26 protein-coding genes and 1 tRNA gene are annotated in these 24,720 nt (G+C 50.0%); 5 read left to right on the top strand and 22 right to left on the bottom strand.

Annotated features, from left to right (window positions below; all coding sequences use genetic code 11):
- Positions 1-17: 17 nt before the first annotated feature.
- From Q394_RS0107185 to Q394_RS0107135, 11 genes are all read right to left on the bottom strand, one after another.
- A complete protein-coding gene (locus tag Q394_RS0107185; protein WP_028488683.1) occupies positions 18-899 on the bottom strand; it encodes a class I SAM-dependent methyltransferase in 882 nt (293 codons plus the stop codon).
- On the bottom strand, positions 865-1,797 hold the full coding sequence (locus Q394_RS19440; RefSeq protein WP_038140797.1) for a lysophospholipid acyltransferase family protein: 933 nt from the start codon (positions 1,795-1,797) through the stop codon (positions 865-867). The genes Q394_RS0107185 and Q394_RS19440 overlap by 35 nt, the downstream gene beginning before the upstream one ends.
- Positions 1,781-2,980, bottom strand: a complete 1,200-nt coding sequence (locus Q394_RS0107175; RefSeq protein WP_028488682.1) for an ABC transporter ATP-binding protein — start codon at positions 2,978-2,980, stop codon at positions 1,781-1,783. The genes Q394_RS19440 and Q394_RS0107175 overlap by 17 nt, the downstream gene beginning before the upstream one ends.
- Positions 2,977-3,750: an ABC transporter permease gene (locus Q394_RS22850; protein ID WP_028488681.1), complete on the bottom strand. Its 774-nt coding sequence runs from the start codon at positions 3,748-3,750 to the stop codon at positions 2,977-2,979. The genes Q394_RS0107175 and Q394_RS22850 overlap by 4 nt, the downstream gene beginning before the upstream one ends.
- Entirely contained in the window at positions 3,747-4,484 is a 738-nt protein-coding gene (locus Q394_RS0107165) for a peptidylprolyl isomerase (protein WP_028488680.1), read from the bottom strand. The genes Q394_RS22850 and Q394_RS0107165 overlap by 4 nt, the downstream gene beginning before the upstream one ends.
- Before the next feature lie 128 nt (positions 4,485-4,612).
- A complete protein-coding gene (locus tag Q394_RS0107160) occupies positions 4,613-6,118 on the bottom strand; it encodes a hypothetical protein (protein ID WP_028488679.1) in 1,506 nt (501 codons plus the stop codon).
- A gap of 144 nt (positions 6,119-6,262) precedes the next feature.
- Positions 6,263-6,643 carry a hypothetical protein gene (locus tag Q394_RS0107155; RefSeq protein WP_028488678.1) on the bottom strand — a complete coding sequence of 127 codons (381 nt, stop codon included), beginning with the start codon at positions 6,641-6,643 and terminating at the stop codon, positions 6,263-6,265.
- A 7-nt stretch (positions 6,644-6,650) separates the two neighbouring features.
- The gene (gene gspD / locus Q394_RS0107150) at positions 6,651-8,873 is read right to left on the bottom strand and encodes a type II secretion system secretin GspD (RefSeq protein ID WP_051543025.1); all 2,223 of its coding nucleotides are present in this window, start codon (positions 8,871-8,873) and stop codon (positions 6,651-6,653) included.
- Between the two features lie 176 nt (positions 8,874-9,049).
- Positions 9,050-9,823 (bottom strand): hypothetical protein, encoded by a 774-nt coding sequence (locus tag Q394_RS0107145; protein WP_028488676.1) that lies wholly within the window; start codon positions 9,821-9,823, stop codon positions 9,050-9,052.
- Positions 9,807-10,412 carry a type II secretion system protein GspM gene (gene gspM / locus Q394_RS0107140; RefSeq protein WP_028488675.1) on the bottom strand — a complete coding sequence of 202 codons (606 nt, stop codon included), beginning with the start codon at positions 10,410-10,412 and terminating at the stop codon, positions 9,807-9,809. The genes Q394_RS0107145 and gspM overlap by 17 nt, the downstream gene beginning before the upstream one ends.
- Positions 10,402-11,493: a PilN domain-containing protein gene (locus tag Q394_RS0107135; RefSeq protein ID WP_028488674.1), complete on the bottom strand. Its 1,092-nt coding sequence runs from the start codon at positions 11,491-11,493 to the stop codon at positions 10,402-10,404. Before Q394_RS0107135 ends, gspM begins: the two co-directional genes overlap by 11 nt.
- 157 nt (positions 11,494-11,650) lie before the next feature.
- Here Q394_RS0107135 and Q394_RS0107130 point away from each other — a divergent pair.
- The 4 genes from Q394_RS0107130 (at position 11,651) to Q394_RS0107115 (ending at position 15,784) form a co-directional block, all read left to right on the top strand.
- Positions 11,651-11,738 (top strand) — tRNA-Ser (locus tag Q394_RS0107130).
- A 238-nt stretch (positions 11,739-11,976) separates the two neighbouring features.
- Positions 11,977-14,325, top strand: coding sequence for a response regulator (locus Q394_RS21375; protein ID WP_051543022.1), 2,349 nt, complete (start codon positions 11,977-11,979; stop codon positions 14,323-14,325).
- Positions 14,306-14,635: an Hpt domain-containing protein gene (locus Q394_RS0107120; RefSeq protein WP_028488673.1), complete on the top strand. Its 330-nt coding sequence runs from the start codon at positions 14,306-14,308 to the stop codon at positions 14,633-14,635. Before Q394_RS21375 ends, Q394_RS0107120 begins: the two co-directional genes overlap by 20 nt.
- A gap of 294 nt (positions 14,636-14,929) precedes the next feature.
- On the top strand, positions 14,930-15,784 hold the full coding sequence (locus tag Q394_RS0107115; RefSeq protein WP_028488672.1) for a LysR family transcriptional regulator: 855 nt from the start codon (positions 14,930-14,932) through the stop codon (positions 15,782-15,784).
- Here the strand turns inward: Q394_RS0107115 and Q394_RS0107110 are convergent, their stop codons facing one another.
- The 11 genes from Q394_RS0107110 to Q394_RS0107060 form a co-directional block, all read right to left on the bottom strand.
- On the bottom strand, positions 15,785-16,117 hold the full coding sequence (locus Q394_RS0107110; protein WP_028488671.1) for a TusE/DsrC/DsvC family sulfur relay protein: 333 nt from the start codon (positions 16,115-16,117) through the stop codon (positions 15,785-15,787).
- A 129-nt stretch (positions 16,118-16,246) separates the two neighbouring features.
- Complete coding sequence (locus Q394_RS0107105) at positions 16,247-17,017, bottom strand: helix-turn-helix domain-containing protein (RefSeq protein ID WP_028488670.1); 771 nt, start codon at positions 17,015-17,017, stop codon at positions 16,247-16,249.
- A gap of 45 nt (positions 17,018-17,062) precedes the next feature.
- Positions 17,063-18,181, bottom strand: coding sequence for an ATP-binding protein (locus Q394_RS0107100; protein WP_028488669.1), 1,119 nt, complete (start codon positions 18,179-18,181; stop codon positions 17,063-17,065).
- A 1-nt stretch (position 18,182) separates the two neighbouring features.
- Complete coding sequence (locus Q394_RS0107095; RefSeq protein WP_028488668.1) at positions 18,183-18,851, bottom strand: response regulator; 669 nt, start codon at positions 18,849-18,851, stop codon at positions 18,183-18,185.
- Positions 18,852-18,856: 5 nt separating this feature from the next.
- On the bottom strand, positions 18,857-19,474 hold the full coding sequence (locus Q394_RS0107090) for a cytochrome b/b6 domain-containing protein (RefSeq protein ID WP_028488667.1): 618 nt from the start codon (positions 19,472-19,474) through the stop codon (positions 18,857-18,859).
- A 12-nt stretch (positions 19,475-19,486) separates the two neighbouring features.
- The gene (locus Q394_RS0107085) at positions 19,487-20,026 is read right to left on the bottom strand and encodes a diheme cytochrome c (RefSeq protein ID WP_028488666.1); all 540 of its coding nucleotides are present in this window, start codon (positions 20,024-20,026) and stop codon (positions 19,487-19,489) included.
- Positions 20,027-20,033: 7 nt separating this feature from the next.
- On the bottom strand, positions 20,034-20,450 hold the full coding sequence (locus Q394_RS0107080; protein ID WP_051543012.1) for a DUF1924 domain-containing protein: 417 nt from the start codon (positions 20,448-20,450) through the stop codon (positions 20,034-20,036).
- 115 nt (positions 20,451-20,565) lie between these two features.
- Positions 20,566-21,816, bottom strand: a complete 1,251-nt coding sequence (locus Q394_RS0107075; RefSeq protein ID WP_028488664.1) for an FAD-dependent oxidoreductase — start codon at positions 21,814-21,816, stop codon at positions 20,566-20,568.
- Positions 21,816-22,214 carry a c-type cytochrome gene (locus Q394_RS0107070; protein ID WP_028488663.1) on the bottom strand — a complete coding sequence of 133 codons (399 nt, stop codon included), beginning with the start codon at positions 22,212-22,214 and terminating at the stop codon, positions 21,816-21,818. The genes Q394_RS0107075 and Q394_RS0107070 overlap by 1 nt, the downstream gene beginning before the upstream one ends.
- Positions 22,215-22,304: 90 nt before the next feature.
- Entirely contained in the window at positions 22,305-23,279 is a 975-nt protein-coding gene (locus Q394_RS0107065; RefSeq protein ID WP_028488662.1) for a DUF5666 domain-containing protein, read from the bottom strand.
- A complete protein-coding gene (locus tag Q394_RS0107060; protein WP_028488661.1) occupies positions 23,269-24,117 on the bottom strand; it encodes a DUF6502 family protein in 849 nt (282 codons plus the stop codon). Before Q394_RS0107060 ends, Q394_RS0107065 begins: the two co-directional genes overlap by 11 nt.
- Positions 24,118-24,210: 93 nt before the next feature.
- On the opposite strand from Q394_RS0107060, the gene Q394_RS0107055 reads away from it, so the two are divergent.
- The gene (locus tag Q394_RS0107055) at positions 24,211-24,714 is read left to right on the top strand and encodes a helix-turn-helix transcriptional regulator (protein ID WP_038140794.1); all 504 of its coding nucleotides are present in this window, start codon (positions 24,211-24,213) and stop codon (positions 24,712-24,714) included.
- Positions 24,715-24,720: the final 6 nt, after the last annotated feature.

Below are 24,720 nucleotides of genomic sequence, written 5' to 3'. Positions count from 1 at the left end.
AGCCGACTGTCAGATTATCACTCCAGCGTGAAGCGTGACTGAATACTACGCCATGCCGTTGCCCCACGCCGCAGCATCTGCCAACTTCGAGTGGAATACACTCGTTCCAGCTCTGCATGTGCCAATGCTAACTCTGTATGCATACACCCCCATGTTTGCCAAGAAACATCGAGCGGTTTGAGCTTCTTGCTGGCTTTGGGTCGCGAGGTTTTTTCTTCAGCCATAGGACTACTGGAGATAATGAACTGATATGCCATTGCATCGGGTTCATGGAATTTTGCTACGGCTTGTTGGGTAGGATCCAAACCAGCAGATCTCAAATAATCGGCAATAACCTCATCCGGCAAATCATGCCAAGTGTAATCAAGATCATTCACCACATAGCCTTCATCTGCCAGTAATGACTGTATGCTATCAGCCGTAAAAAACTTCAGGTGGGTATCATCCAAAATCCCAACTTGTTCATAATCAAAATGCCCATTCAACAACTCTAAGCGCACCGAGGCATGAGCAACATTGGGAATCGAAATCAAAATCTGCCCTTCATCCAGCAACAAGGGCTTCAGACGGCGCAGCAAATCCTCGGGGTATTGTAAATGTTCCAGCACATCCACCAAGGTAATCACATCGAACTTTTCACCCTCTAGCGCATCCAGGCTATGCGGGTCATCCAAATCTTCGGTAAAGACATAATCACAATAACGCTGTGCCTGCCAAACAATATCCGGGTTATGATCAATCCCAATGATGTGTGCCTCGCAACGTTCCCGCATCAAACGCGACATGCTGCCATCACCACACCCCAGTTCCAATACTTGAGCATAACGTGGAATTCGGCGCACAATTTGACTGTGCGAATGGTTGTCATCCAAAGGTAGGCTGGCTGTTGCCTGATTCATTGTTATTGCTCCGCAACAAGGGTAATGCAGGCCACAACCACCAGTGCCCTGGATTTTCCCGAATCCGCTGCTCCAGTTGCTGGGCGAGTAATCCCATCAATGCTGTTTCATCATAGTCATACGGATCAAGCACAGCAGAGAACTCTGCCATTACTCGACCCTCCCCCAAATCACGCATAAAGAACGGCGCGATCAATGCCCTGGTTTTTTTTGCAATTCGATAAATACCGGCGGGCAGGTCAATAGTACCGCTTATAAAATTAACTGTCACCCTCCCTTTATGCGCTTCTGTGTATGGAACATCAAATATCAACGCAATTAAGTGATCGTTAAGCGCACGATACAAGGGGCGCAGCTCATCACCTTCCACCAGAAACGGCCCCCCCAAGGCTTGTTGCAAACGTTGCAGCTTGAATAAACGGTAACGGTACTCTGCCGGATGCAGCCCGTGGCTATTGGTCGCGCCGCCATCACGGGTAATCGTTCCTGTGGTAAAGCCCCTTGCCCGCATCGCAGACCCCGCCATCCAGAAACGTCCGAAATGACCGCCCGTCAGCAAAACCCGTTTACCCTGTTTACGCGCTTGCTCAATGGCCTCAAAGCCTTGCAGCTCCACGATCTGCTTCACCGGCTGGTGTTGCAGATACCAAGTATCCAGCGCTTCCTGTTCCACCATGCGGTAGTAATCATCAATCCAGCCATCCAGTTGTACTGCACTCGCCTCCGGCAAGGCCAGTTGCATCTGGGTACGGATAGTCGCTGCCTCATCCTGCTTACGCCGCTTGAAAACATCCGCCTGTTGCGCCGCCAAGCGATAGCCCAGCGCAGGTGGCAACTGTGCATACAGCGGAAACAACAACTGGTAACGCAAGGAAAAATCCTCAGGCCGCCACTGCATCAACCACCTCTTCCCAACGATGCGGCAACATCACCATACCCACCCCTTGCTGCTGCCCCGCCTGCTGCACCCGGAAAGCGCAGCAACGTTCGCGGGAGTCATACACATGCACGCCGCTGCTATCAATCAGCCAGACTTCCAGACAATATTCGCCCGACAACAACGGCAAATGATCCATTACAAACGTTACCGCCAGCACTCCATCATCCACCACCTGCATGGGCACACCATCATGCAAAGTACTGATACCGTAACATTGCACCTCGTCATTGCGGCGGATCACAATCCCCACATGCACATCAGCCAGCGGACGCTCGCCCTGACTAGCACGGATGCTCAGGCGGAATAGATCATTGGTCTGGAACAGATCGCGATTCAAACTGACATCGAACAATTGCGGAGAACTCCCGCCCATCCCTTTCCCTTCGACTCCGCTCAGGGAACGAGGTGAAGCAGCCCGACACCTCACACTATCCTGATACGCATCCACCACGGCTTGCGCATCGCCCAACATCCGCACCCTGCCCTGTTCCAGCCACACGGCCTGACGGCACATTTCGCGCACCTGATAGAGGTTATGGGAACAAAACACCAGCGTCGCACCGTTCCCGAGAATAGCCCGCATCCGATCCAAGGATTTTTTCTGGAAATACTGATCACCGACAGAAAGCGCCTCATCCACAATCAGCACCGCAGGCTCAATCACCGCAGCCACCGCGAATACCAACCGCACCACCATGCCGCTCGAATACGTTTTCACCGGCTGATGCGCAAACTCGCCCAATTCAGCAAACGCCAACACCTCAGGCAAGCAGCGTTCAATATCCGCATGAGCAAGCCCGCGCAACGCCAACCCCATCCGCGCATTATCCACACCGCTAAATTCCGGCTGCAATCCCGTTCCCAGTTCCAGCAGCGCGGAACGTCTACCACGAATCTCGCAACTACCCTGCGTCGGCGGCAAGGTTCCCGCCAGCATTTTCAGAAAAGTACTTTTGCCCGCGCCATTGTCGCCCACCACACCGAGCGAATCCCCGGCCTGCACACTCAAACTCACCCCTTGCAAGGCATGAAACAGCACATGGCGTTCGCGGCGCAACACCCATTCCAGCAAGGCATCGCGCGGGTGCGCATAACGCCGGTAAGCCACCCCGGCATTTTCCAAAAGAATGGCGGTACTCACAACACATACCTCGCCCGCCACAACAGGCGTTGAAACAGCCACAGCGCCGCCCCTAATAGCCCACTTGCCAGCAATAACAAAGCCAGAAAAGGCTGCCACAAAAACTGGCCTTCCAGCAAGGCAACGCGATAGCCCTGCACCAATTGCGCCAGCGGATTCCATTCAAACCACGCCTGAAATGTTTCTGGCACAACCGTCAGCGGGTACACAATCGGCGACACCAGCAACAACACCGTCAACAACGGTGGCATCATCTGGCGCAAGTCACGCAGGAAAACCCCCAGCACCGCTAACCCATAAGCAAAGGCCAGCGAAAACACCACACGTAACAACAGAAAAGGTAAATAAAATACCACGCCCAGCGGCTGAAGCTGCCCCTGTAACCCCAGCCACAGCAACAACAAGCCCACCGACAAGCCTTCCAGCACCAGCGAAGCACCCACTGGCAACAACGGCAACAAGGCAGGCGGCAAAGATGAATTCAGTAATAACTCGCGACGCTCCGTCAGCAAAACCGGCGCACGGGTCAGCACTTCTGCGAGTGCATTGAAGGCCGTTAGCCCGGTAAACAACCAAGCGGTAAACTGTGCGGAATCGGTTGCAGTGCCCAAGCGCAGTTGCAAGATTTCACCAAACACCACTGCATACACCAACAGCATGAACAGCGGTTGTGCCAATAACCAGAACATGCCCAGCACGGTTCCAGCATAACGTTCGCGTAAGTCTTGCCGTAATAGTTGCCCCAGCAAGGTCAAGGTTGCAGCATTCACATTGCACTTTTCTGGGCAGTAAAGGCTTCACGCAAGGCATCTAGCACCATCTTTTCATGGTCTTCGCGGTATTCTTTTTGGAGTTCGGCAATGATTTCTGGCTTTACCGCATCAAATTGACGAATTTCAGGCTCTTTTCTATCAATAAAAGACAACAAATAGACTGTTTTTTGATGAATGAATACTTCACTTAGCGGCTTATCCACAGATAATTGTTCAGCTTTCTCGAAAAACAGATCAGGTTTATCACCTTTCTTGAACCATTGCGAATCACCTTGGGTAAGGGATAATTCAGTGGTATTACTATTCGCGATCACAGCAGCCTTAAAATCCACTTTGCCTGCCACCACCTCAGCACGAATAGCCTTAAGTTTATCTTGAATCTCAGTTTCTTTACCGGTAGGCAGATTCATTTCCAGTACCCGCACCCGTAAGCGCAACGGCAAAGTGTATTGTGTATCAAGCCGTACTTGGTAGATTTCTTCAGCACGCGCAGTAAAATCGGGCATCCCCTTGTCACGGGAAGCTTCCAGTGCCAAACGCGCCAGTTGGTCATTGCGGTATTCGGTCACCAGTTTTTCCAGTTCGGGGCTTTTATCTAGACCCTGTTCCAGCCCTTGCTTGATCAAAGCATCACGGATAAAAGCGGCTTCAGAAGGTGCAGCTGGATCAGCAGCAACCGCCGGAAACGCACACAGGCACAGCAGTGCGATAGCAGTGAATTTACGCAGCATAACGTTATTTACCAGATAGCAAGCCTTAAACTAATCAGTGAAACAGCAGGAGAAGCTCCTGCTGCCTATCATCTCTACAAAAAATATCCAATCAACTCATCTCACCCCACAAAAGGTGAGCGATGAATTTAGTCGCGCTGAATCTTATGGGGTAGCGCATCGCCAAAACGGGCATTCGGGTTATTGCTAACATTACCCTCAATGAAGGCTGCGCCAATCGCCGGAACACCTTTATATACATTGCTAGTAGCAGTGTAAGTGGCAGCATTCAGACCATAACCTGTAGCAGACTTGAAACCACTACTGAGGCTGTAACCCGGGAAGGAGAGACGTGCCCAACCACTCACAAATGCGCCCGTACTCACCAACTGACGAGCCTCACTGGATAGAACATCACAGGTATTGTCAAACGATGGGTCAGTTGTTTTGAAGCTAACAATATTGACTTCACGCCCCAACAAACTGGACTCTGCTTTTGAACCTGTTAACACAGGTGAGAAACCAAATTCGGTTTTAGCCGCCCAACTAGCACGGCTTTCTTCGCGGTCAAAAATGCCATTTTCGAAGTTTGCTACAACATCTTTCGTCGCTTGATTAATGCCGTGCTTTTTCATGGGCAGCGTCACTACCCAATCCGTATGACCATCATAGCCATCAGTTGGGTCAAGGAAGTATTCGTTCATCAAATGCGGTGCCAACAAGGCGTGAGCCATTGGATAGGGGTTAGTACCACACTGTGGTGTCAGTTCATCCTTATCTTCCAAACAAGCATCAGCTTGTTTAGACCACTCAGTTACGACCAACTCAGACCCACCAGACGAATTCTTGGTCATAACACTACTACTAGTCACATTACCGGAAGCCAGTGATGGCAACAGAAAAGTGTTCGAGTCATCTGACAAATAATGTTGTGCTTGGGTACTGTAGTTATCGATAGCAATGGGATCAACCGCAAAGGCAGAGCCACGCTTAATATTGATAATGGCTGAAGAACCGAATAAGCCACCTGTTGGCTGGCTTAAGCCTTTCGCCGCAGCTCCTTCGCCTTGCATAAAGGTCTTTTTGTTCCAAGCATCTTCGACAGCCTTACAATTGCTAGGCTTACCGTTACTATGTAACACACCCGCTTTTACCGTAGGCTCATCAACAACACCCATCTCAATCACTTCAATATAACCTTCGCGCGTATCAGCGGCTGTTACATCTTTGTAAACGTTTTGACCTGTGAATGCTTGTTCAGCAACGCATTTACCATCATCACAAGAGGCCAAGGCAGGTAATGTACATGTCCGGTCACCCGTACTTAGTGTACCAACCAAATTGCCGCTACTGTCTTTGGTTGGCTTGATTGAACCTGTCCAAATATCTTCAGGAGACATGTAAATATTGAAGTCCAGCACGTCATTGCTGTTTCTGCCCTCACGGAAGCGAATCTTGACCGCTTTGGTTTGGTCGGTAGAATTCACCAAGTTAACGTTGGTGACATAACCATCATTCGCATTGAAATAAGGAAATAATAATACCTGACCTGTACCATCTGGATTGACATGCACGGCTTGTGCACTGGAGATGACCCCAACGACACCTAAAATGCCAGTCACGACACTCATGGCAACTTTATTTTTCTTAAACACTTGCGTGCCTCCTGATTCTATATTTTATATTGTTGACGGAGTATTGAAAATTTTACTGTTTGAATCTGGTTAATTTCCAGCTCACGATTTTCGGAAATAACGAGACTATTATACGCAATCAATTAATTGTTTTTATAATAACATTCACTGCTTTACATACCGCCAGTCTGAAAACCAGCCATCCTTGACCCATGTTTCATTCACGACGTCACTGGTATCCACTGGCTTGCTGAGCCCACGCATTTTCATTGAAACCGTCACATCTACGGCAACTTGACAGCGCTTCCCGGAAGCTTCGCACTGAACCTGTTTTACCTGCGCTTTACTCCACAACCCCACACCATTTGCCTTATGCTTAAAGACATCCAGTGGTGTAGTTGCCTTGAACGCATCGGTATAATACTCATATGCCTGTGGTAAATTACCACTGATCATGGCATCCCAACGCTGCTGCGCGAATTCGGTAATAACCGATTCTGTCGAGCTACACGCCGCTAGCAGTGAACCTGCCAGCAGCATACTCATTGTATTTCTAATTGACATATTGCCCCTTCAGTTGTGGCAGGAATTTATCGCCATCCATCAAGCCCTGCATCCGCTCACGCATTTCTTCGCCTGTTTTCACCAGATCGCGCTGGCTTTTGATCGCGGTCGGTGTAATCAACACCAGCAATTCAGTGCGTTTACCGCTTTTGCTGTTACCGCTGAACGCGCTGCCAATCACCGGCAATTTGCTCAAACCTGGTACACCATTGCTTCCTTCGGTCGTGTTATCGCGGATCAAACCACCTAAGACGATAGTTTCACCACTTTTAACTGCCACATTACTTTTAATATTACGTTGCAAGAAGCTGCGGTTACCCGTAGCCGAATCCACTTCACCCACATCAGTAATATCCTGCTGGATATCCATTTTTACCAAGCCATTGGTATTCACATGCGGTGTTACCTGCAAGGAAACCCCAGTATCTTTATACTGCACCGTAGTCGCGGTTGTTAGGGTGGAGCCACTACCACTCGGTGTAGACAAGCTGCCAGTAAACACGGGCTGCTGATCCCCTACCTTAATGGAAGCTGTCTGATTATCAAGCACCAAAATGGATGGTGAGGATAATACCCTAACCTTGGATTCACGCGCCAATGCATTGATCGCTCCCATGACGCGTTCTGCACCCAATGTAGCAGAAAAAGAGAAGCCACTGGGCGCACTGTAACTATCCCCACTCGATGCCAAGCCCCCTAAACCGCTAGCCCCGAAAGCATTACCGTTATTCTTGAAGTACCATTGCAAACCATACTCCAGACCATCGCTCAAGGTCACCTCCATAATGGAAGCTTCTACTTGTACCTGCATCGGCATAATATCAAGACGTTTGAGTGAATCCTGAATTTGCTGGTAAGTCTCCTCGGTGGACATAATCATCAGTGAGTTATTCACCTTATCAGCAACAATGCGTACTTCCGCATCCGGGTTAATGCTAAGCCCATCGTCTCCCGCATCCCCCAGCATGGTTCTGGCGGGTTCCGATGTCGGCTGACCATCAGCACCAACGGTCGCAGGCGCTAAACCCGGCGCAAGACTGGAAGCATCACTGCCCGGCAAGGCACTTTTCTTACTGCTACTTTTCTTGCCGCCAAAAATCTGATTGAGCATATCTGCCAGATGCTCAGCATCACCATTCTGCACTTGATAAACAAACAGTTGCTGACCGGCCGTCTGGCTAACCTGATCGAAACGGTCTACCCAGTCCTTCATATCTTTGAGGTAGTCTGGGTTTGCAGAAATGATCATGATGCTATTCATGTGTTCAATCGGCATGATTTTAATCATGCCTGCCATAGGGCTGCTGCCGCTTTCACCAAACAGGGCATCTAAGTTTTTCGCTACAACCCCTGCTTCCACATTTTTAACCTTGTACAAGCCAACTGACATGCCCTTCAACACATCCACGTCAAATGTCTTGATGGTTGCCATCAAGTTAGCCAGTTCGGAACTGGTTCCAGCCAGCACCAACATATTGCGGTTCGGGTCAACCCGTACAAAAGCATCTGGGCTGGCCAGTGGTTCCAGAATCTTTTGCATTTCAGAAACAGGAATGTAACGTAACGTCACCACCTGCATACTGTAACCGGGTTTGATTGACCCAGTAGAGGGCGTGAAGCCACGCCCTTTCAAATTAGCACGTGCTGCCACACGGTAATTACCCGTATCATCCTTATACAATACAGCACCCTGCGTTTGTAACAGGGATTCTAGCGTTGGAATCAAGGCATCCCGATCAATCGGATCGGAAGAGTTAATCGTCACCTCACCTTCAACACCTGGTTCTACGGTATAGGTTTCCTTGAGGATATCCCCCAGTACCACCTTAACTACTTCACGGATACTGGCTCGCTCAAAGTTAAGCGCAATACCTGCACCGCGAGCAGCTTTGTTAGCAACAGCAGGCCGTTTTACATCTGAACGGTAATAATCTTGAGTACCCAGGATCAACTCTACATCATCGGACTTACCCGCCTTGCTAGAACTTCCTGTTTTCCCCGACGGCATGGAATCCCAAGCAGGGGAAGCATTGCTATCATCACGATAACCCACGGTTTGGAGACTGCCCGTATCGGCTGGGTGTAAGACTGGACGTGATAATCCCACCGCAGCAGAATCCAATTCCTTTACCGCATCACTACGTTGAAAACCGGCGGTTTTGATGTTACTACGATAACCCGGGCTACCTTTTATTGACGTGCAAGCGGACATAAGTACCGCCACACTGACAAGCCCTATAATGCTGCCCCTGTATTTCACAAAGTTAACCCCATATATTTTTATTTTTATTCTGAAATCCGATCTAATAATGTAATGCCGGATTTTATTTAACTATACTAATGGTTTATCAATTTAATAAAAAGTACAGCTTATCGGATAAATAGCACCTATTTTCCTGTTATTACGGGTGCTTCGTCGCCTGTGAGCGCCCCCCAACGAGACGCCATTAACCGCTGACGCGCTTCTAGTGCATCGTTCACAGACAAAGCAGGTGGTTGCTTTTGAGTATCGGCTGGGAAGGGCAAACCAATACCCGCAGGTGGATTTCCAGCGGCTGACGGCGGAGTAGGAGGCTTCATAGCCACGGCCTGACCCGCCTGTTGATGTTTCTGTGCGGCCTGTTGCACAGCGCGTGCTTCAGCTATTCGTGGACTTTCTTGTGGGGCAGAGAAATCAGCCACCAAGGGAATAACCCGTTCCTGATCACCAACACCTAAGATAAGACGATCTGGGTCGATACCCTTAACACTCCATGCTCCCCACATATCCCCTTTGCGTAAATGCACACTGCCACCAGCAGCATTTTCCATGATCGCAAACAAATGCTCACCCAAATCCACAATGCCGATTAGACGCCCTTCCGGCAAGGTAGTATCCACAGGAGCAGCTACTACTACCGGTGGTGCCACCTCTGTTTCTGGCTCGACAGCTTTACGACTCTCCCAGAACAACGGCGTACTGACCATTTGCGGGTAACTATTCAAATCTGGAGCATCGAGTGCACTTGCGTCAGGAATTTTCACACTAATGCTGTCCGTTTGTTGAGCCTGCTGTTCATCCAGCATTTTTAAATTGAGTAAACTCCACACGGTTATGCCTAGTAAAATAACGCCACTCAACCATAACATTGACTGCACGGGCGGCTTAATCAACTGTTTCATGTTGCACCTCCCCACCACGCCAATAGGTAGACACTTGTACTTCAGCTTTCACCACCTGATTTTTGCCGTCTTCGCCCTCCAACGGCTTCACATCAAGACTTTCCACAAACATTAACGGACGCGCTCGATAAGCCTGATGCAACACTTCTCGTAATAAGGCTGGACTGCTTTGAAACACAGTTTTCACCATAACCCGTTGATAAACAGAATTGTCCCCTCCCTCTTCCTGTTGCTGCTCATCCAATACTTCAGAACTGATCAACACCCCGTTGTCACGGGTGATAACATTGGAAAGATTTTTTTGCAGCTCCTTGGCAACTTGGGCGGAGGTCATACCAGCAGGGTAAAATAGCTTATCCAAGCCATTTTGTTGTACCCGTTCGTATTCAGCCATAAATTCGGGGGTAGCATTAGCTATCTGGCGAAAACGTGACAATTGCTGATAGCCACTATCAATCCTATCACTCAACTCCAGCGATTTTTGCACACCAGGTATAATGATCAGAAATACTCCGACCACCAATAATAAGACCAGTAGGCTCCAAGACAGCAAGGTTTGATGCTGACGTAATAGTGGATTATTCAGCATGAGGAACCTCTAACGTAGCTTCAATATTGAAACGATCACGTCCATTATCTTTGTTGCGAGTAACTGGTGACTTAAAGCGCACATTGGAAAACTCAGGCGCTTCCTCTAGCGTGTCAATCAAGGACAATGCTTTACCAGATTCACCCCGGATCTCCAGCTTCCCCCCCTGAATCCCCAAACGTTCCAACCAAGTATGCTCAGGAATGGCAGCAGATAACGTTTCCACTATATCCAAGGCGACAGGTGAAGTTTTACGTTTAGCCTCAATGAATATTAGGGCATCTTCAGCCTCAACCAATTTCTCACGGATCGACAATTGTTCAGTGGAAGAGCTGCGCACTTCCGCCAAAGCCGTATCAATTTGATCTACCCTGCGATATTTGTAACCCAGTGGAACCAATAGCGCCAACGCCAATGTCCCTAGGAAAAAATAGAGAGGAATTTTTGACCAACCCTGCTGGCGCACGGCATTATCCCGCACGACCAAATTAATGTCAGGGTGAGCACCAGATACCGATACTATTTGCACAGTCTCGACACCAATACCGACTAATTGCTGCTTCAAACGCTCGATAAGCAACTTAGGAGCCACAAAAATATCAGCCAGAATCTCCTTGCGTCCCTTATCATGTTGCGCTACACGTGCATCAAACAATGCACTATCAGTTGTAAAAGGTGTGAGACGATCCAGTTGATAACCTAATACCTGTTGCAGGTTTTCTTTGACCGCTTCTGGAAAGTAATGCTGTAACGCCAATACTTGCGTTTTACCGAGCCGTAACTCCACCTGATAAGGCTTACCCTTGGTGTATTTGGGTAAAGCATCTGCCAGTTTGGTATTGCCATCCTGTAAAGCGAACCGCCCTAGCGTTTGCTGCTTACCGTCCTGCAACCACATAGCATCTACCGTACGCTCATCCAGCATTTGCAATAGCAAACGCGGCAAAGTTGTACGGAATAATTTGCGGGCAGAATTAGGAAGGCCGTTATACAAGCCCTCACCCCACCAATGCATGAATGTTTGAAATTTCGGAATAAATGACATGGCTTTATATTTTTTGTTGTAAACCCCAACGGCCATGCTAACTTATCCACATTGGTGTGTCGAATCCTAACCGACCAACTGTATATCCACACCGTACAACCATCACACTGTGCAAAAGTCAGGTTATACAGTTTACAAGACCTTGAACGTGCGTTACGATTGCGCCCTTGGTTTTGCAGCAGCAGAATCCTGCGGAAAAGTGTCCGAGTGGCCGAAGGAGCACGCCTGGAAAGTGTGTATACGGTAACGTATCAAGGGTTCGAATCCCTTCTTTTCCGCCATTATTCAAAAAGCCCCGGTAGTCTCTGACTACACGGGGCTTTTTCATTATTAGCCAGTAAAATCTTATTTCAATAAAAGAATTTTATTGTTATTATCTTCTAAAGATAACAAAAGAAACAGCATTCTCACGACTAACCATATAATCAAAAATAAATAAGCAATGGTGGCCATTGCCTCTAGATAGGATTTTATCTCAGGCAAACTTGCTTTCAAACGGTAGAGACTAAAGCATTGATCATGCGTATTTTCAATAACATGCGACTGCTACAAATCCTTGATAGCCTGTTGCTCACTTCATTGCTGGGTGTCATTACACTATTGACATGGCTTAGTCTAACGGATGTGTCTACAAAAGCTGAACACAACCTACAAGCCTCCACCGTATCGTTACAAGCTGCCTACGATGCCTTCCAGCAGCAGATCACACTCGAAACGCGAATTGACAAACAACGCCAAGTCATTGATATATTAGATGAAGAATTTTCCACATTAGCCACTACCCTAGAGAATAATGCAGAGAATCCATCAAAGATCAAAGAACATTCATACCTATTACAGCAATACTCTCAGGAACTAATAGAAGTCTGGCCAAAAAACAGTCTCCCTGAACTCAAAAGTGATTACGAAAAATCCGTTGGCATGATGCTTGGGCTAGCAAATGACATTGATGAGTTACCCCTTGATCGCAGGCTTCAATCGGCAATCGCTGCCAGAGAAACCGCCAATCAAGCCCGTCAATTAATGGAAGACATGGAGTCATTGGATGACGCGACAGGCGAACAAATCGGCCTCGCCATTCAAGCATCTATCCACAGCAATATGGACAGTGCTACTTTAATGACTGAACGGTTGAACAGCATCAAGAGCAATGCCTTATGGGAAATGCTGCTACTCATGGTCATCTTAATCATCAGTCGCCTGTATTTTTCCACCCGCTTTCAACACATAACAAGAACAGCACAAACAGCCCAACAAGTTGCTGAAGCCGCCGTAAAAACCAAAGCACGCTTTCTTGCCACCATGAGCCATGAAATCCGCACCCCCATGAACGGCGTGATAGGCATGACACGTCTGTTAATGAACACCCCCATGAGCAAGAAACAAACCGACTTTGTCGAAAGCATCTACCTCAGTGGTGAACACCTACTCACAGTCATTAACGACGTACTTGATTTCTCCAAAATCGAAGCAGGCAAACTGGATCTCAAACGTGAGCCACTCGAAATACGCGCCTGCATCGAAGAAGTACTCAACCTACTCAGCTCCAAAGCGCTAGAAAAAAATCTAGAGCTAGCCTACGCAGTTGACACTTCCATTCCACTATTTATTGAAGGTGATACAGTACGCGTGCGGCAAATCCTCACCAACTTGCTAGGCAACGCCATTAAGTTTACCCACCAAGGCGAAATTACCATCTTAGTCATGCCAAGCTACAAACAAGGCGATGAATATGAACTGGAGTTCCAGATCAATGACACGGGCAATGGAATTCCAGCTGATCGCTTAGAGAATATCTTTGAGCAATTCAGTCAAGCAGATAATCCGCTTTCACCTAGTAACGAAGGTACTGGGCTTGGCTTAGCTATCTCACGCCGTCTAGTCAACATGATGGAAGGGGAAATCTGGGCAGAAAGCACACTCAACGTTGGCAGCCGTTTTCACTTCACCATCAAAACACGCAAAGTAGAAGGCAAGCTCAAACCTTTCCTTTACCCTGATATCCCAGAAATTATCGGCAAGCGCATCCTAATCGTAGAAAACAGCAGTATCAACCAACAAGCATTGCAAGATTTCTGCCTCAGTTGGGGCGCAATCACCGAAGCCTACGCTTCCAGCAACGAAGCCATCGCCCGCATATCCACGGGACAACGCTATGACATTTGCCTTATCGACAGCAATCTACCTAATGCATCCGCCATCGATTTCGCCACATACGTCCGCAGCCACTACAACAAACAAGAACTGCCGCTCATTCTAATCGCCCCACCGAATGATCCGCATCCAAAAGAAATGGTTCACGAACTCTTCAACCTATACTTGACCAAACCCATTACTCGCAGCCGTTTATTCGACAGCCTGATGACGGTACTGGGCAAACTCAACTTGGTCACCACCCGCCCTGAGCAATTCCTGCTCAAACTTGGAGAACGCTTACCACTCTCTATCTTGCTGGTGGAAGACAACCCGATCAACCAAATCGTTGCCGCCTCGATTCTGGATGAAATCGGCTACAAAGCGGATATTGCAGAAAATGGCCTACAAGCACTCCAAGCCCTACACAAGAAACCTTACGACGTCATTTTCATGGACATGCAAATGCCAGAAATGGATGGACTGGAAGCGACTCGGTGCATTCGTGCCGATTTTCCAACCGAACGCCAACCCATCATCATCGCCATGACCGCCAACGCCATGGAAAGTGATAAACGCGAATGCCTAGCAGCAGGCATGAATGATTACATCAGCAAACCTGTCTTACCCTCTGCCGTGGAAGCTGTATTAAAACACTGGTGCAGTAAACCAAGCGCCACTATTCCTACCCAAAACACCACACAGGAACATCATCATGAAACTACTTGCGCCTGAAGCCTTGCAGCAATTACCGGCGGTAATTCTGCCTCGATTGATCCAAATGTTTGAGAATACCACACCGCCGCTATTGACAGAGATTCGCCACCATGCGAACGACGCTAACTGGCACGCAATGGCACAAGCCGCCCACAAATTGAAAGGTTCTTGCATGAGCCTTGGCGCCGAAGCCATGGCAGAGATTTGCAAAGTCTTGCAATACAAAGGTGAACAGGCGGACAGTAGCGGTATTAACCCACTAGTGGATGAATTGGATAAAATTTATCCAGAAACATTGGCAGAATTACAACAAAATTATTTGCCATAAATAACAACTATCCATAAAATAAAAAAACAGAGAGAAAGTTAATAGGGGTCTGGTTTCATGCTGAAAATAGAAAAAGAAAACTGCCCTCATTGCGGCAGTCAAGTCTGGGAACAAATTCGCCGTTCACGACTACAAAAAATCCTTAAACCTACCCAAGGTCGGTGTTATTGCCGTTCTTGTCAGCGAGAATTTTGGAAAAAAGTCTGACGAGACAACGCTGCTCACAACCACATATTCACCAATACGGGCTACTAGCCTGTATTGATACGCTGATCCCGTCGTACAATCGCGCGCATGGATATTGATCAAGTTCGCACCTTTCTCGCCGTCGCCGCCAATGGCAGTTTCATTGAAGCGGCTTCACGCCTGTATATCACACAGTCAACTGTCAGCGCCCGCATTCAAAATCTAGAAACCTACCTGCACACCAGACTGTTTGTGCGTAACCGTTCCGGCGCAACACTAACATCGGCGGGCAAACGTTTCATGCGCCATGCCAAAACGTTACTGCTCACGATGGAACAAGCCCGGCATGATGTGGGTTTACCGGGGCGTTACCGCGCCAGCCTAACCATTGGTGCTCGTATTGCGTTGTGGGATGCTGGTTTCCTGCCCGAATGGGTCGGCATAATGCGCACACAACTGCCGGATGTGTCTATCCGCAGTGAAATTGGTTTTGAAGAAGATCTGATGCGCCGCCTGATCGAAGGCACAATGGATATTGGCCTGATGTACACCCCGCAGCATAGCCCCGGACTACAAGTGGAATACCTATTCGATGAAACCGTCATTCTGGTCGGTACTAATCCAAACACCTCATGGCCAGATGAAAACTACGTGTATGTCGACTGGGGACCAAGGTTCTATGCCGAACACAGTAACCATTTCCCAGAGCTGGAACGCCCTGCACTGCTCGCTAATATCGGTTGGCTCGCAGTACAACTGGTACTCAAGAATGGCGGCTCTTGCTTTTTGCCCCAACGCATGGCGGAACCACTGGTGGCGAAGGGTAAGCTATTTCCTATCCCTAACAGCCCCAGTTTCCGGCTACCAACCTATGCTATTTACCCAACCAACATGGCAACCGGCGAATGCCAACAGGCACTCACCCTGCTTCGAGAATTGGCAACAGAAACGATCGCTCATTAATCAGCCTGTACTCCAACCGCGTGGACGTTGCATCCCCGCAATTTTACACGTCTGTTTCACATAGCCATAAGGAAACAGGCTAAACACTTGCTGTTTAGCAGCTTTTTTGTCGATACCCTGCTCTTGCGCCATGTGGCTGACAACATGGCGAACATCGGGGATGATTTTGTGCTCATCCCAATACTCCCTAACAAATTCAATGATCGGCCAATGTGCGGCGGTCAGATCAATGTTTTCTTCCGCCGCTAATTCCGCTGCGACCTCATGGCTCCAATCTTCGGGATTAACCAGATAGCTTTCTGTATCACGTTCTAAAGTTGCATGACTTAACATGGCGCGTTTCCTCTTCGAGTTACTTTTACTGTATTCACAGGCTAACGGCTGGTTAACTATTTGTATAACGATATTTTTTAGCTATTAATATCGAAGATTTCGATTTAAACATAAAGTGTCTACCCTGAATCACAAGCGTAGCAATCCTACTAAATAGAGCAATCGATCACGATTGATGCCGCCCAACTTATCACGTAACTTATCTAACACCTTGGAAGCGTAGCGATACGAAATCCCAGTATGATCCTGAATATTCTTGAAGGGCTTGCCCGACGCCACATAACGCAAAATCGTGATTTCAGTATCATTCAAGCTAGGCAGAAACGGGGAGGTAAACTGAGTGCAGGTTTGAGCATCCGACAATACTAGACTATGGAATATTTGCGTTACCTGTAACAACAGCGCTGAACGTTCCGCCATCAGATGATTAAACAGGTAAGGCTGTTCGTGACTGACCATATTGATCGCAGAAATACCACTCACCCCCGCAGCCGGAATACACAGGGCATTAATACACCCATACACCTGTGTAGCTAGCTTATCAAAATGGCTTTCATCAGGTTGTAGCCCTACTGTATTGGCGTGTTCGCGATAATTGGTTAGCGAAAAGTCATTGCGCTTGATTTTCTTAATGCTAACATCATAGCGATCCAAATCCTCTTTGACATAATGCCTCAAAAAATCAATTGGATAGCCATCCGTATAAATAAATTCGGGTGTAGCCGGAAATAAAGCACCTTCTCTTTCCAAACTAAATAGCGGCAGAAAAGTGTAAACAACGCGCCCTTCAAATCCCAATTTTTCGACACATTGCACATAGAGATTGAAGCGTTCTTGAAACGATGCAGTGGAAAACAGTGCATTGACAAAATCACCGAGGATATATTGAAACGTTCGCATAGCTCCAGACCTCCCGATGACCGGGCTTGAGAGATTGCTGACAGTCTAACGGTACTCGACTGTCACACTCAAGCCTACCCCATCAGCAGCCGGTGTAATCTGTAACGTCGCTTGATGCAACTCCACAATACGCTGCACAATCGACAGCCCCAAACCGCTGCCACTGGCAGACGTACCCAGCGGGCGGTAAAAGCGTTGGGTGATTTTCGCCAATTCCGCCGCAGGCAAACCGGAACCGTTGTCGCTGATACGGATACAAGGTTTACCCTGCTGGTGAATAATGTCCACCGTCACCAACGTACCCGCTGGGGTGTAACGCACCGCATTATCCAGCAGATTGCGCACCATCACTTGCAACAAGGCGGGCAAGCCCTGCACCGTGATGTCCGCACCGTCGCGTAATTCCAGATGCACCCCGGCTTCCAGCGCTTGCGGGGCAAGCTCTGCCATGACTTCGGCAACCAAGGTGCGTAAGCGGCACGCTTGTAGAGCTGTCGTATCCACACTTTCCAGCCGCGCCAATGTCAGCAACTGCCCGATCAAGTGCGTAGCACGGTTACAGCCTTGAATCGCATTATCCAACGCGTGATCACGCCCTGCGGCATCACTTGCCCCTTGCGCGACTTGCAACTGTGCCTTGATCGCCGCAATCGGGGTACGCAATTCGTGGGAAGCATCGGCCGTAAAGCGGCGTTCGTTTTCGATCAACTTGCCGGTGCGGGCAAACAGGTGGTTGAGGCGCTCGATCAGCGGCATGACTTCACGCGGCGCAGCCACATCCAACGGCGCAAGATTGTCCGGCTGACGACTGGCGACCGCTTGCGTCAGTTTGACCAGCGGGCGCAAGCTGGCAGCAATGACCCACCACAACAGCCCCGCCAGCAACGGCAAAGCCACCCACAAGGGCAGCAACAGATTGCGGGTAATTTTCAACGCCAGTTCATCGCGCATCCCCGCCAATTCAGCCGCATCATCGCCATGTTCATCATCATCGTCCTGATGGGTAGAATACCCCCCCAAAAAGGAAGCTGCTTGCGCCGGATGTTCATCCAGCACCTCGCCGAGCTCATGCCGCGCATCGTAATACGTGAAGGCCGCCGCCCCCATCCACACCAGCATCACCACCCCTAACACCAATAACAGCAAGCGTTGTTTCAATGACATATCAGGCCGCCTTGTCGCGGGGAATCAGGTAGCCCACGCCCCGGATGGTTTCAATCAAACCGGGGTAGAGTTTGCGCCGCAAGTGATGGACGTGGACTTCCACCGTATTGCTTTCCACCTCCTGCCCCCACGCATACAGCTTGTCCTCCAGTTGCGCACGGGAAAGCACCCGCCCGACATTCAACATCAACGCCTGCAATACGGTGAATTCGCGGCTGGCCAGTTCCACCGTTTCCCCCTGATAACGGACGCAATGCCCAGCGGGGTCAAGTTCCACCCCACCGACTTGCAACAGCGGGTTCACATGCCCATTGGCACGGCGGATCAAAGCACGTAAGCGAGCAGCAAGCTCGCCCATATCGAAGGGTTTGACCAGATAATCATCCGCGCCCTGATCCAGCCCGCCAATGCGGTCTTCCACCGTATCGCGGGCGGTGAGGATGAGCACCGGAATAGTGGATTTACGTTGGCGCAAGCGTTGCAACACGTCCAGACCGGACAAGCGCGGCAAGCCCAAATCCAGCACTACCGCCGCATAAGGTTCGCTAGCCAGCGCGTGATCGGCTTGCACACCATCACGCACCCAATCCACCGCATCACCGGCTTGCGTCAGCCCTGCCTGAATCGCATCGCCCAGCAGGGCATCGTCTTCCACCACCAAAATCCGCATACAGGTTAACTCCCCGATAAGTAAACGATCAAGAAGACTGCGCTCAGCAGTGCCATCACCATACCGAGCCAAACGTAACTGCGGGTAATGCTAACCGCATTTGCCGCCTGCTTGTATCCGGTAAACATCGCACGCACCAGATTTTCCCGGTGTAATACGCTGCTAATCAGCACGCCAGCAATATGCACGACCACCACACCCAGCATGAGGTTGGCGGTGATTTCATGCAATTCTTCAAACAAGTCTTCGTCACCGAATTCCCAATACAAGCCCAAACCACTCAGGCCAATCAGCAAACCCAGCGTCAGCAGCAGGAAAATCGCCACGCCCCCCGCCGGATTATGCCCCACATAATGTTGCGGTGAAGGGCTAAGCAGGGAACGCACATACCCCACCACTGCCGCTGGTTTGAAGAGGAAGGCACCAAACCTGGCGTAAGCTGTCCCCACAAAACCCCACACCAGCCGGAACGCGATCATCCCCAACATCAAGTAACCCAGCGCTAAATGGATGTCACGGTAACGCTCACCCTCTGAGGTCAGATACGCCCCCGCGAAAGACAGCGCCAGCGTCCAATGGAATACCCGCGTGGGTACGTCCCACACCAAGATACGTTGCAACATGGCAGCTACTCCTTAACGTGGGATGCGCACGCTATCTTCGTCAAAATTGCCCTTATCCGCACTCGTATGGCACGCCATGCAGTTGGAAGCACTTTTGATGGAAGCCCTCTTCCACGTCGCCGCAGATATTTCATCATGTTCATGCTTGAACCAGCTCGTTTCAGTAATCCGCAACACGGGTTTTTCACCGCTATCGGCTTTGCGTTCGGGCGCAGCATTCTGCTCAAGGAATGGCAGGATTTCGGCAACTGTCGCTTCATCCAAACTGGCATCGCTACCGAAATGCTTGTCCAGCGTACCCATCATTTCCCTCCAGGAAGCCGCAGGCAACATACCGGGCGGGTAAGCCATGTGGCAGGCACTGCATTCGGTCTGAAACGTTGCATTGCTAGCGGTTAGCAAACCACCTGTCATGCCTTCACGGCCTTCACCATGTTCCCTGCCCTCATGTTCGTCATCATCACCGAATGCTTGCATGGCACCGAAACTGGATAGCAGCAATACCGCTAACGTGATGGCAAGCGTGGATTTTTTTGCGTTGAATAACATCATGGACTCCTTACTGGATAGCCATTAAATACGTCAGCACGTCGCCTTTTTCCAGCGAGGTACACTCGCGATCCAGCACATCGCCACAGTTGCGCTTGAACCACTTGTTCACTTTTTTCAGGTCAGTGAAGCGTTCGGCATTGACGGCGGGAGCCAGCGGATCAATCACTTTATCGGTTTTAGCGTGTTTGCCAGAAGCGGCGGGGTTGGAGGTGTGGCAAGTTGCACAGCTCCAGTCATTACCGTGGGTGCTGTTGAAAAACAGTTTGCCGCGTTCAGCGTCAAAGCCTTGAAAATCAGGCGCTTCTGTTTTGGCCTCTACGGTGAAACCATCGAGGATGTCTTGCGGGGTTTCCGCAGCGGCAGGAAGAGCAGCAAACGCGGCACAAAGCGCCAGCGCTTGCATACAACGGTTAAGGGTTAACATGATTATTTCCTCATTGGTGAATGAGGTTACAGGTTGAACCAGTAACCTTAAACAAGCCTTAAACAAAAAAAAGCCACCGCGAACGGTGGCCAAATACTCCCTCAAGAGATAAGTGTCAGGCGAAGGTGTCGTTAAACAGATTCGTCGTCCAGTCAAACATGCGGCTGTAATTTTTGGTCGTAGGCACATCTGACGCACCAAAGGATTCCGGCACCAACTTCATCGTGCCGCTGGCCTGTTCATAGGCATAGACCGCCGTCAACCAAGAGGCCGTAGTGCTGGAAATCGGGCTATAACACGCCGAATTGGTCATCGGGGCAGCAAAAGGCTGACCACCGGATAACAAGCGCAACACCGCATCGGCGCACACTTTGGCTTCCGCATTGGCAATATGCCCAGCTTTGGGTTGGCCTGTACCTTGCGAATCGCCAATAATGTGGATATTGGGAACAGCGGTGGACTCGTAACTCAACGGGTTTACCCCTGCCCAACGCGCCCCCACATTCGCCAACCCCGTCGCATGAATAATCGCACCCGCACTTTGCGGTGGAATCACGTTCAGCACATCAGCCTTGAAGTCGCCCGCACTGGTATGCGCCACTTTTTGATCCGAATCCACCCCCGACAACGCTGCATTCGGCACGTATTGCACCCCATACTCGGCAAACGCAGTGCTGAATGTAGCCTCCTCCACCGTAATCTTGGGGTTCGCATCCAGCACGATAACGTTGGAACCGGGCTTGTTAGTACGCAGCCAATCCGCGACCACGCAAGCACGTTCATACGGCCCCGGTGGGCAACGGTAAGGCGCTGCCGGAATGGTCATGACGAAAGTACCACCCGCTGGCATCGCCGCCAGTTGTTGCTGCAACAGGGTGGTTTGCGCCCCCGCTTGCCAAGCATGGGGAACCTTGCTGCTGTCCAGCCCCGGCACATCCATGAACTGGATACCCGGCGCGATGATCAAACGGTCGTAAGCCAGCGTCGAGCCGCCACGCAGGTTAATGGTTTGGTTGGGAGCATTAACACTATCCACCCAATCATTCACCACCTTGATGCCGTATTTGGAAGCGAGCGTATTGTAGTTAAAACTGATCTGGCTCAAGTTACGCTGGTTATTCAACACCAGATTACTGAGGATCGGTGAATAATACGTAGTATTAGGTTCCACCAAGGTCACATCAACGGCAGTCGACCAGTAACGCAAGTACTTGGCAGCCGTTGCCCCGGCAAAACCACCACCGATCACCACTACATGTGGGCGGGTAGTAGCCGCTTTGATAATGCCCGGAAAAGCAACCGCAGCCGTGGCAGCCGAAGCCAGACCCAAAGATTGCAAAAATTGACGACGATTCAAATTAGCCATTAGTCATTCCCCCCATTAGAACCTTTCGGTAAAGCAGCAAGATAGGTTGCAATGGAACGGATTTGATCTTCACTATAGCCCATTGCTTGCCGATGCATGATGTCATTAACGTCGGTGCTGTACTTCATTTCTAGCATCTCACTCACCAACTCGGCGGCACTGTCACCACCTATCCCCTCAATACCACTGGCAGAATTCCCGTTCATACCATGGCACTGAAAACACTGGGAAGCGAGTAAACGCGCACCATCTGGTGCACTAATAACAGGTGCGGTACTCGCGATTGAAGCAGTGGTTATATTATTTACCGAAGAACCTGAAGAGGTGGTGCCACCACCACAGGCAGTGAGCAATACCCCTAGCGCAAAGACCAAGGGAATGTTTATACTGGCTTTCATGAGTTTTTCTCCTGTTGCCATTTACCAAAGTGCTTACCTAATGGGTAAGTTGTTGAATGCTCCGGTGGTTGCAACACCGGGGCATTTTTTTTAAAAACCGGCATCCTTCACAGATACTTCATCCGCCACTAATATGCCCTGCGCATTGATTTGCCCTTCGACTTCCACCAAGGCATTCAACCTGAGCGCACTGGCAGCGCCATCCTCAAACTCAGTCGTCGCTGTCGTCACCACCGCCTGACGGTTTACGCTAAAGTCAGCGATGGAGACAAACCGGGTCACTACCCCTTCCAGCTCAACTTTCGCCCCGTTATCGTAGTGGTCGTATTCATTTTCCAATTCAATTTCGTAAGCCAACAGCCGGTTGCCTTGCAAAACTTGCCGGGTTTTAGCTTCGACATACTGACCATTCGCCAAGGTTGCCGCACCAAAATCCTTCCAAACTGCCGACGAATAATCAACCAACAAGCCACCAATCAGAAAGGTCTTGTTCACCGCATCCAGTTGACGCACCAAGCCTTTGAGTTCTGTCACCGTCCCCGGCTCATAACGGAGCTGTTTCAGCGTCATGCTGGTAGCAAGCAATACATCCTGCCCATCCCTCACCCCGGAAACTTCCACCACATTGTCTACAGCCAATTCAGCAAGCTGGGTGAAACCGTGGAACACCGTCAACGCATTCGTGCGGATCACCTGCCCCATAATGCCGATAGAAACACCATCAGTCGTTTCGGCGGTCACCGTGCCTTCCAACTCATTGCTGAACGCCACTTCGGTCGCTGTGCCTGTCAGTCCATCGGCATTCACCGTGCCTTTGACCACCACGTATTCGCCGATACGGTATTCATTTTGCCCGGTGGCAGGATGCCCATTACGGGTCAGCGTGGCTGTGTCGATCTCATATTCAACACCGTTGACGAAAATGCTACCGAACCCGGTAATCGGCCCTGAAGCAATCCCGGTTCCACCAATCCCGCCCGTGGCAAGCTGGAGTGAATTACTGCCAACACACGCCACCAGCAGCACAGCTAGCAACATGGAGACAACCATCGCCCTAATTTTCATCCTCAATCCTCTTATCCGCTTCTGGCTGAGCCGCAACCGGCTCCTCGAAATAGTAAATGCCCACCCCGGCACGCATCTGCCCGGTTCCACCTGCCTGCGGGTTACTGTCCCTATCCTGGGTGGCAAGCCATTCATTGAACTTGATCAGTAAGCCCAAGCCATCCTTCTCCACCATCGCTTTGAAAGCGGGTAAGGCTTCTTCAGGCAAATTGTCGTAACTGACCTTGCGCTGGAAATACAATTGGCTACGCTCTTGCGTGGTGAGGTTATGGTCAATGGTGGCAATCAAGGCAGCCACATCCGTGCCCAGAATCGAAAACTTTTCAGACTCATCCCCATGCGGAATGTAACCCGAACCCAGTAATTGCACAGAGGCCGATACCTCATCCACCTCAACAGCGCCCACCCGTACCATTTCCTGCAACATCGCCCGGTACGGCATATCCCCACTGTAACGGCTGACCAACGCCGCAAAACTGCCGGTATCACCCTGTAACGGCAGCCGCACCGCTTTACCCGCCGCATCCAGAAACTCGGTATCGTGCAGCCAACCCGTCATGACCCGTGCCCCTCGGTTATAACTAGGGGTTGGGGAATAGCCGTCTTCATTCGCTGCCTGCCTTAACTGCGCAACGTCCTTGCGGGTTAGACCTGTCGCAATGGCAATGCGTGAAGTGGTCGGGCGTTCGCCCGTTGCTGCCAACACGTCTTCTGAAACCTCCACGTAAATCTGTTTAGCCAACTGGCTGAATTCACCAAAAGCCACGCCTTTCCGATGCAGGATACGCAGCAGCGGTCTAAGGATTCGGCAAATGGCTTGGGTTAACATGTTTTCCATAGTTTGGGAATTTAATCCCAAAAATTCACAATGTCAAAGCGATAGCGGTGCTATAATCACCACCTGAGACATTTGCCCCATAAGGAAAACACCATGTTCCGTACCAAAGAAGGCTTTTTCATCGTACTGCTGGTCTTCGTCACCCTGCTCAATGTCTACGATTTCTACAACGACTACCAAGAAAGCGAACACAGCTCCATCCATTTGGTGGTGGAAGCCCTGATCATCCTGCTTTCCCTCACTGGCATCAGTTTTCTGCTGCATGAAATCCGCAAACGCCAGCGCGAAACGGAACAACTCCGCGCCCAACTCAGCCTGACCCGCGCCGACTTACAACAAATGAACGACAAGATGCGCCAAGCCAGCCGCCAATACGGCGAAGTGATTCAGGAACAACTGGCAACGTGGGATCTCACGCCCAGCGAAAAAGACGTGGCGCTATTGCTGCTGAAAGGGCTGAGCTTTGACGAAATTGCCACGGTACGCGACACCAAGGAAAAGACTGTGCGGCAGCAAGCGACTGCCATCTACCGCAAGTCCGGTTTGAACGGGCGGCACGAATTTGCCGCCTGGTTCTTTGAAGATTTTCTGAGCTAAATCCCC

It is taken from the genome of Thiothrix lacustris DSM 21227, from assembly GCF_000621325.1.
GTDB lineage: Bacteria > Pseudomonadota > Gammaproteobacteria > Thiotrichales > Thiotrichaceae > Thiothrix > Thiothrix lacustris.
The sequence above is the reverse complement of the archived record's forward strand: the minus strand, read 5'-3'. Positions and strand labels throughout refer to the sequence as shown.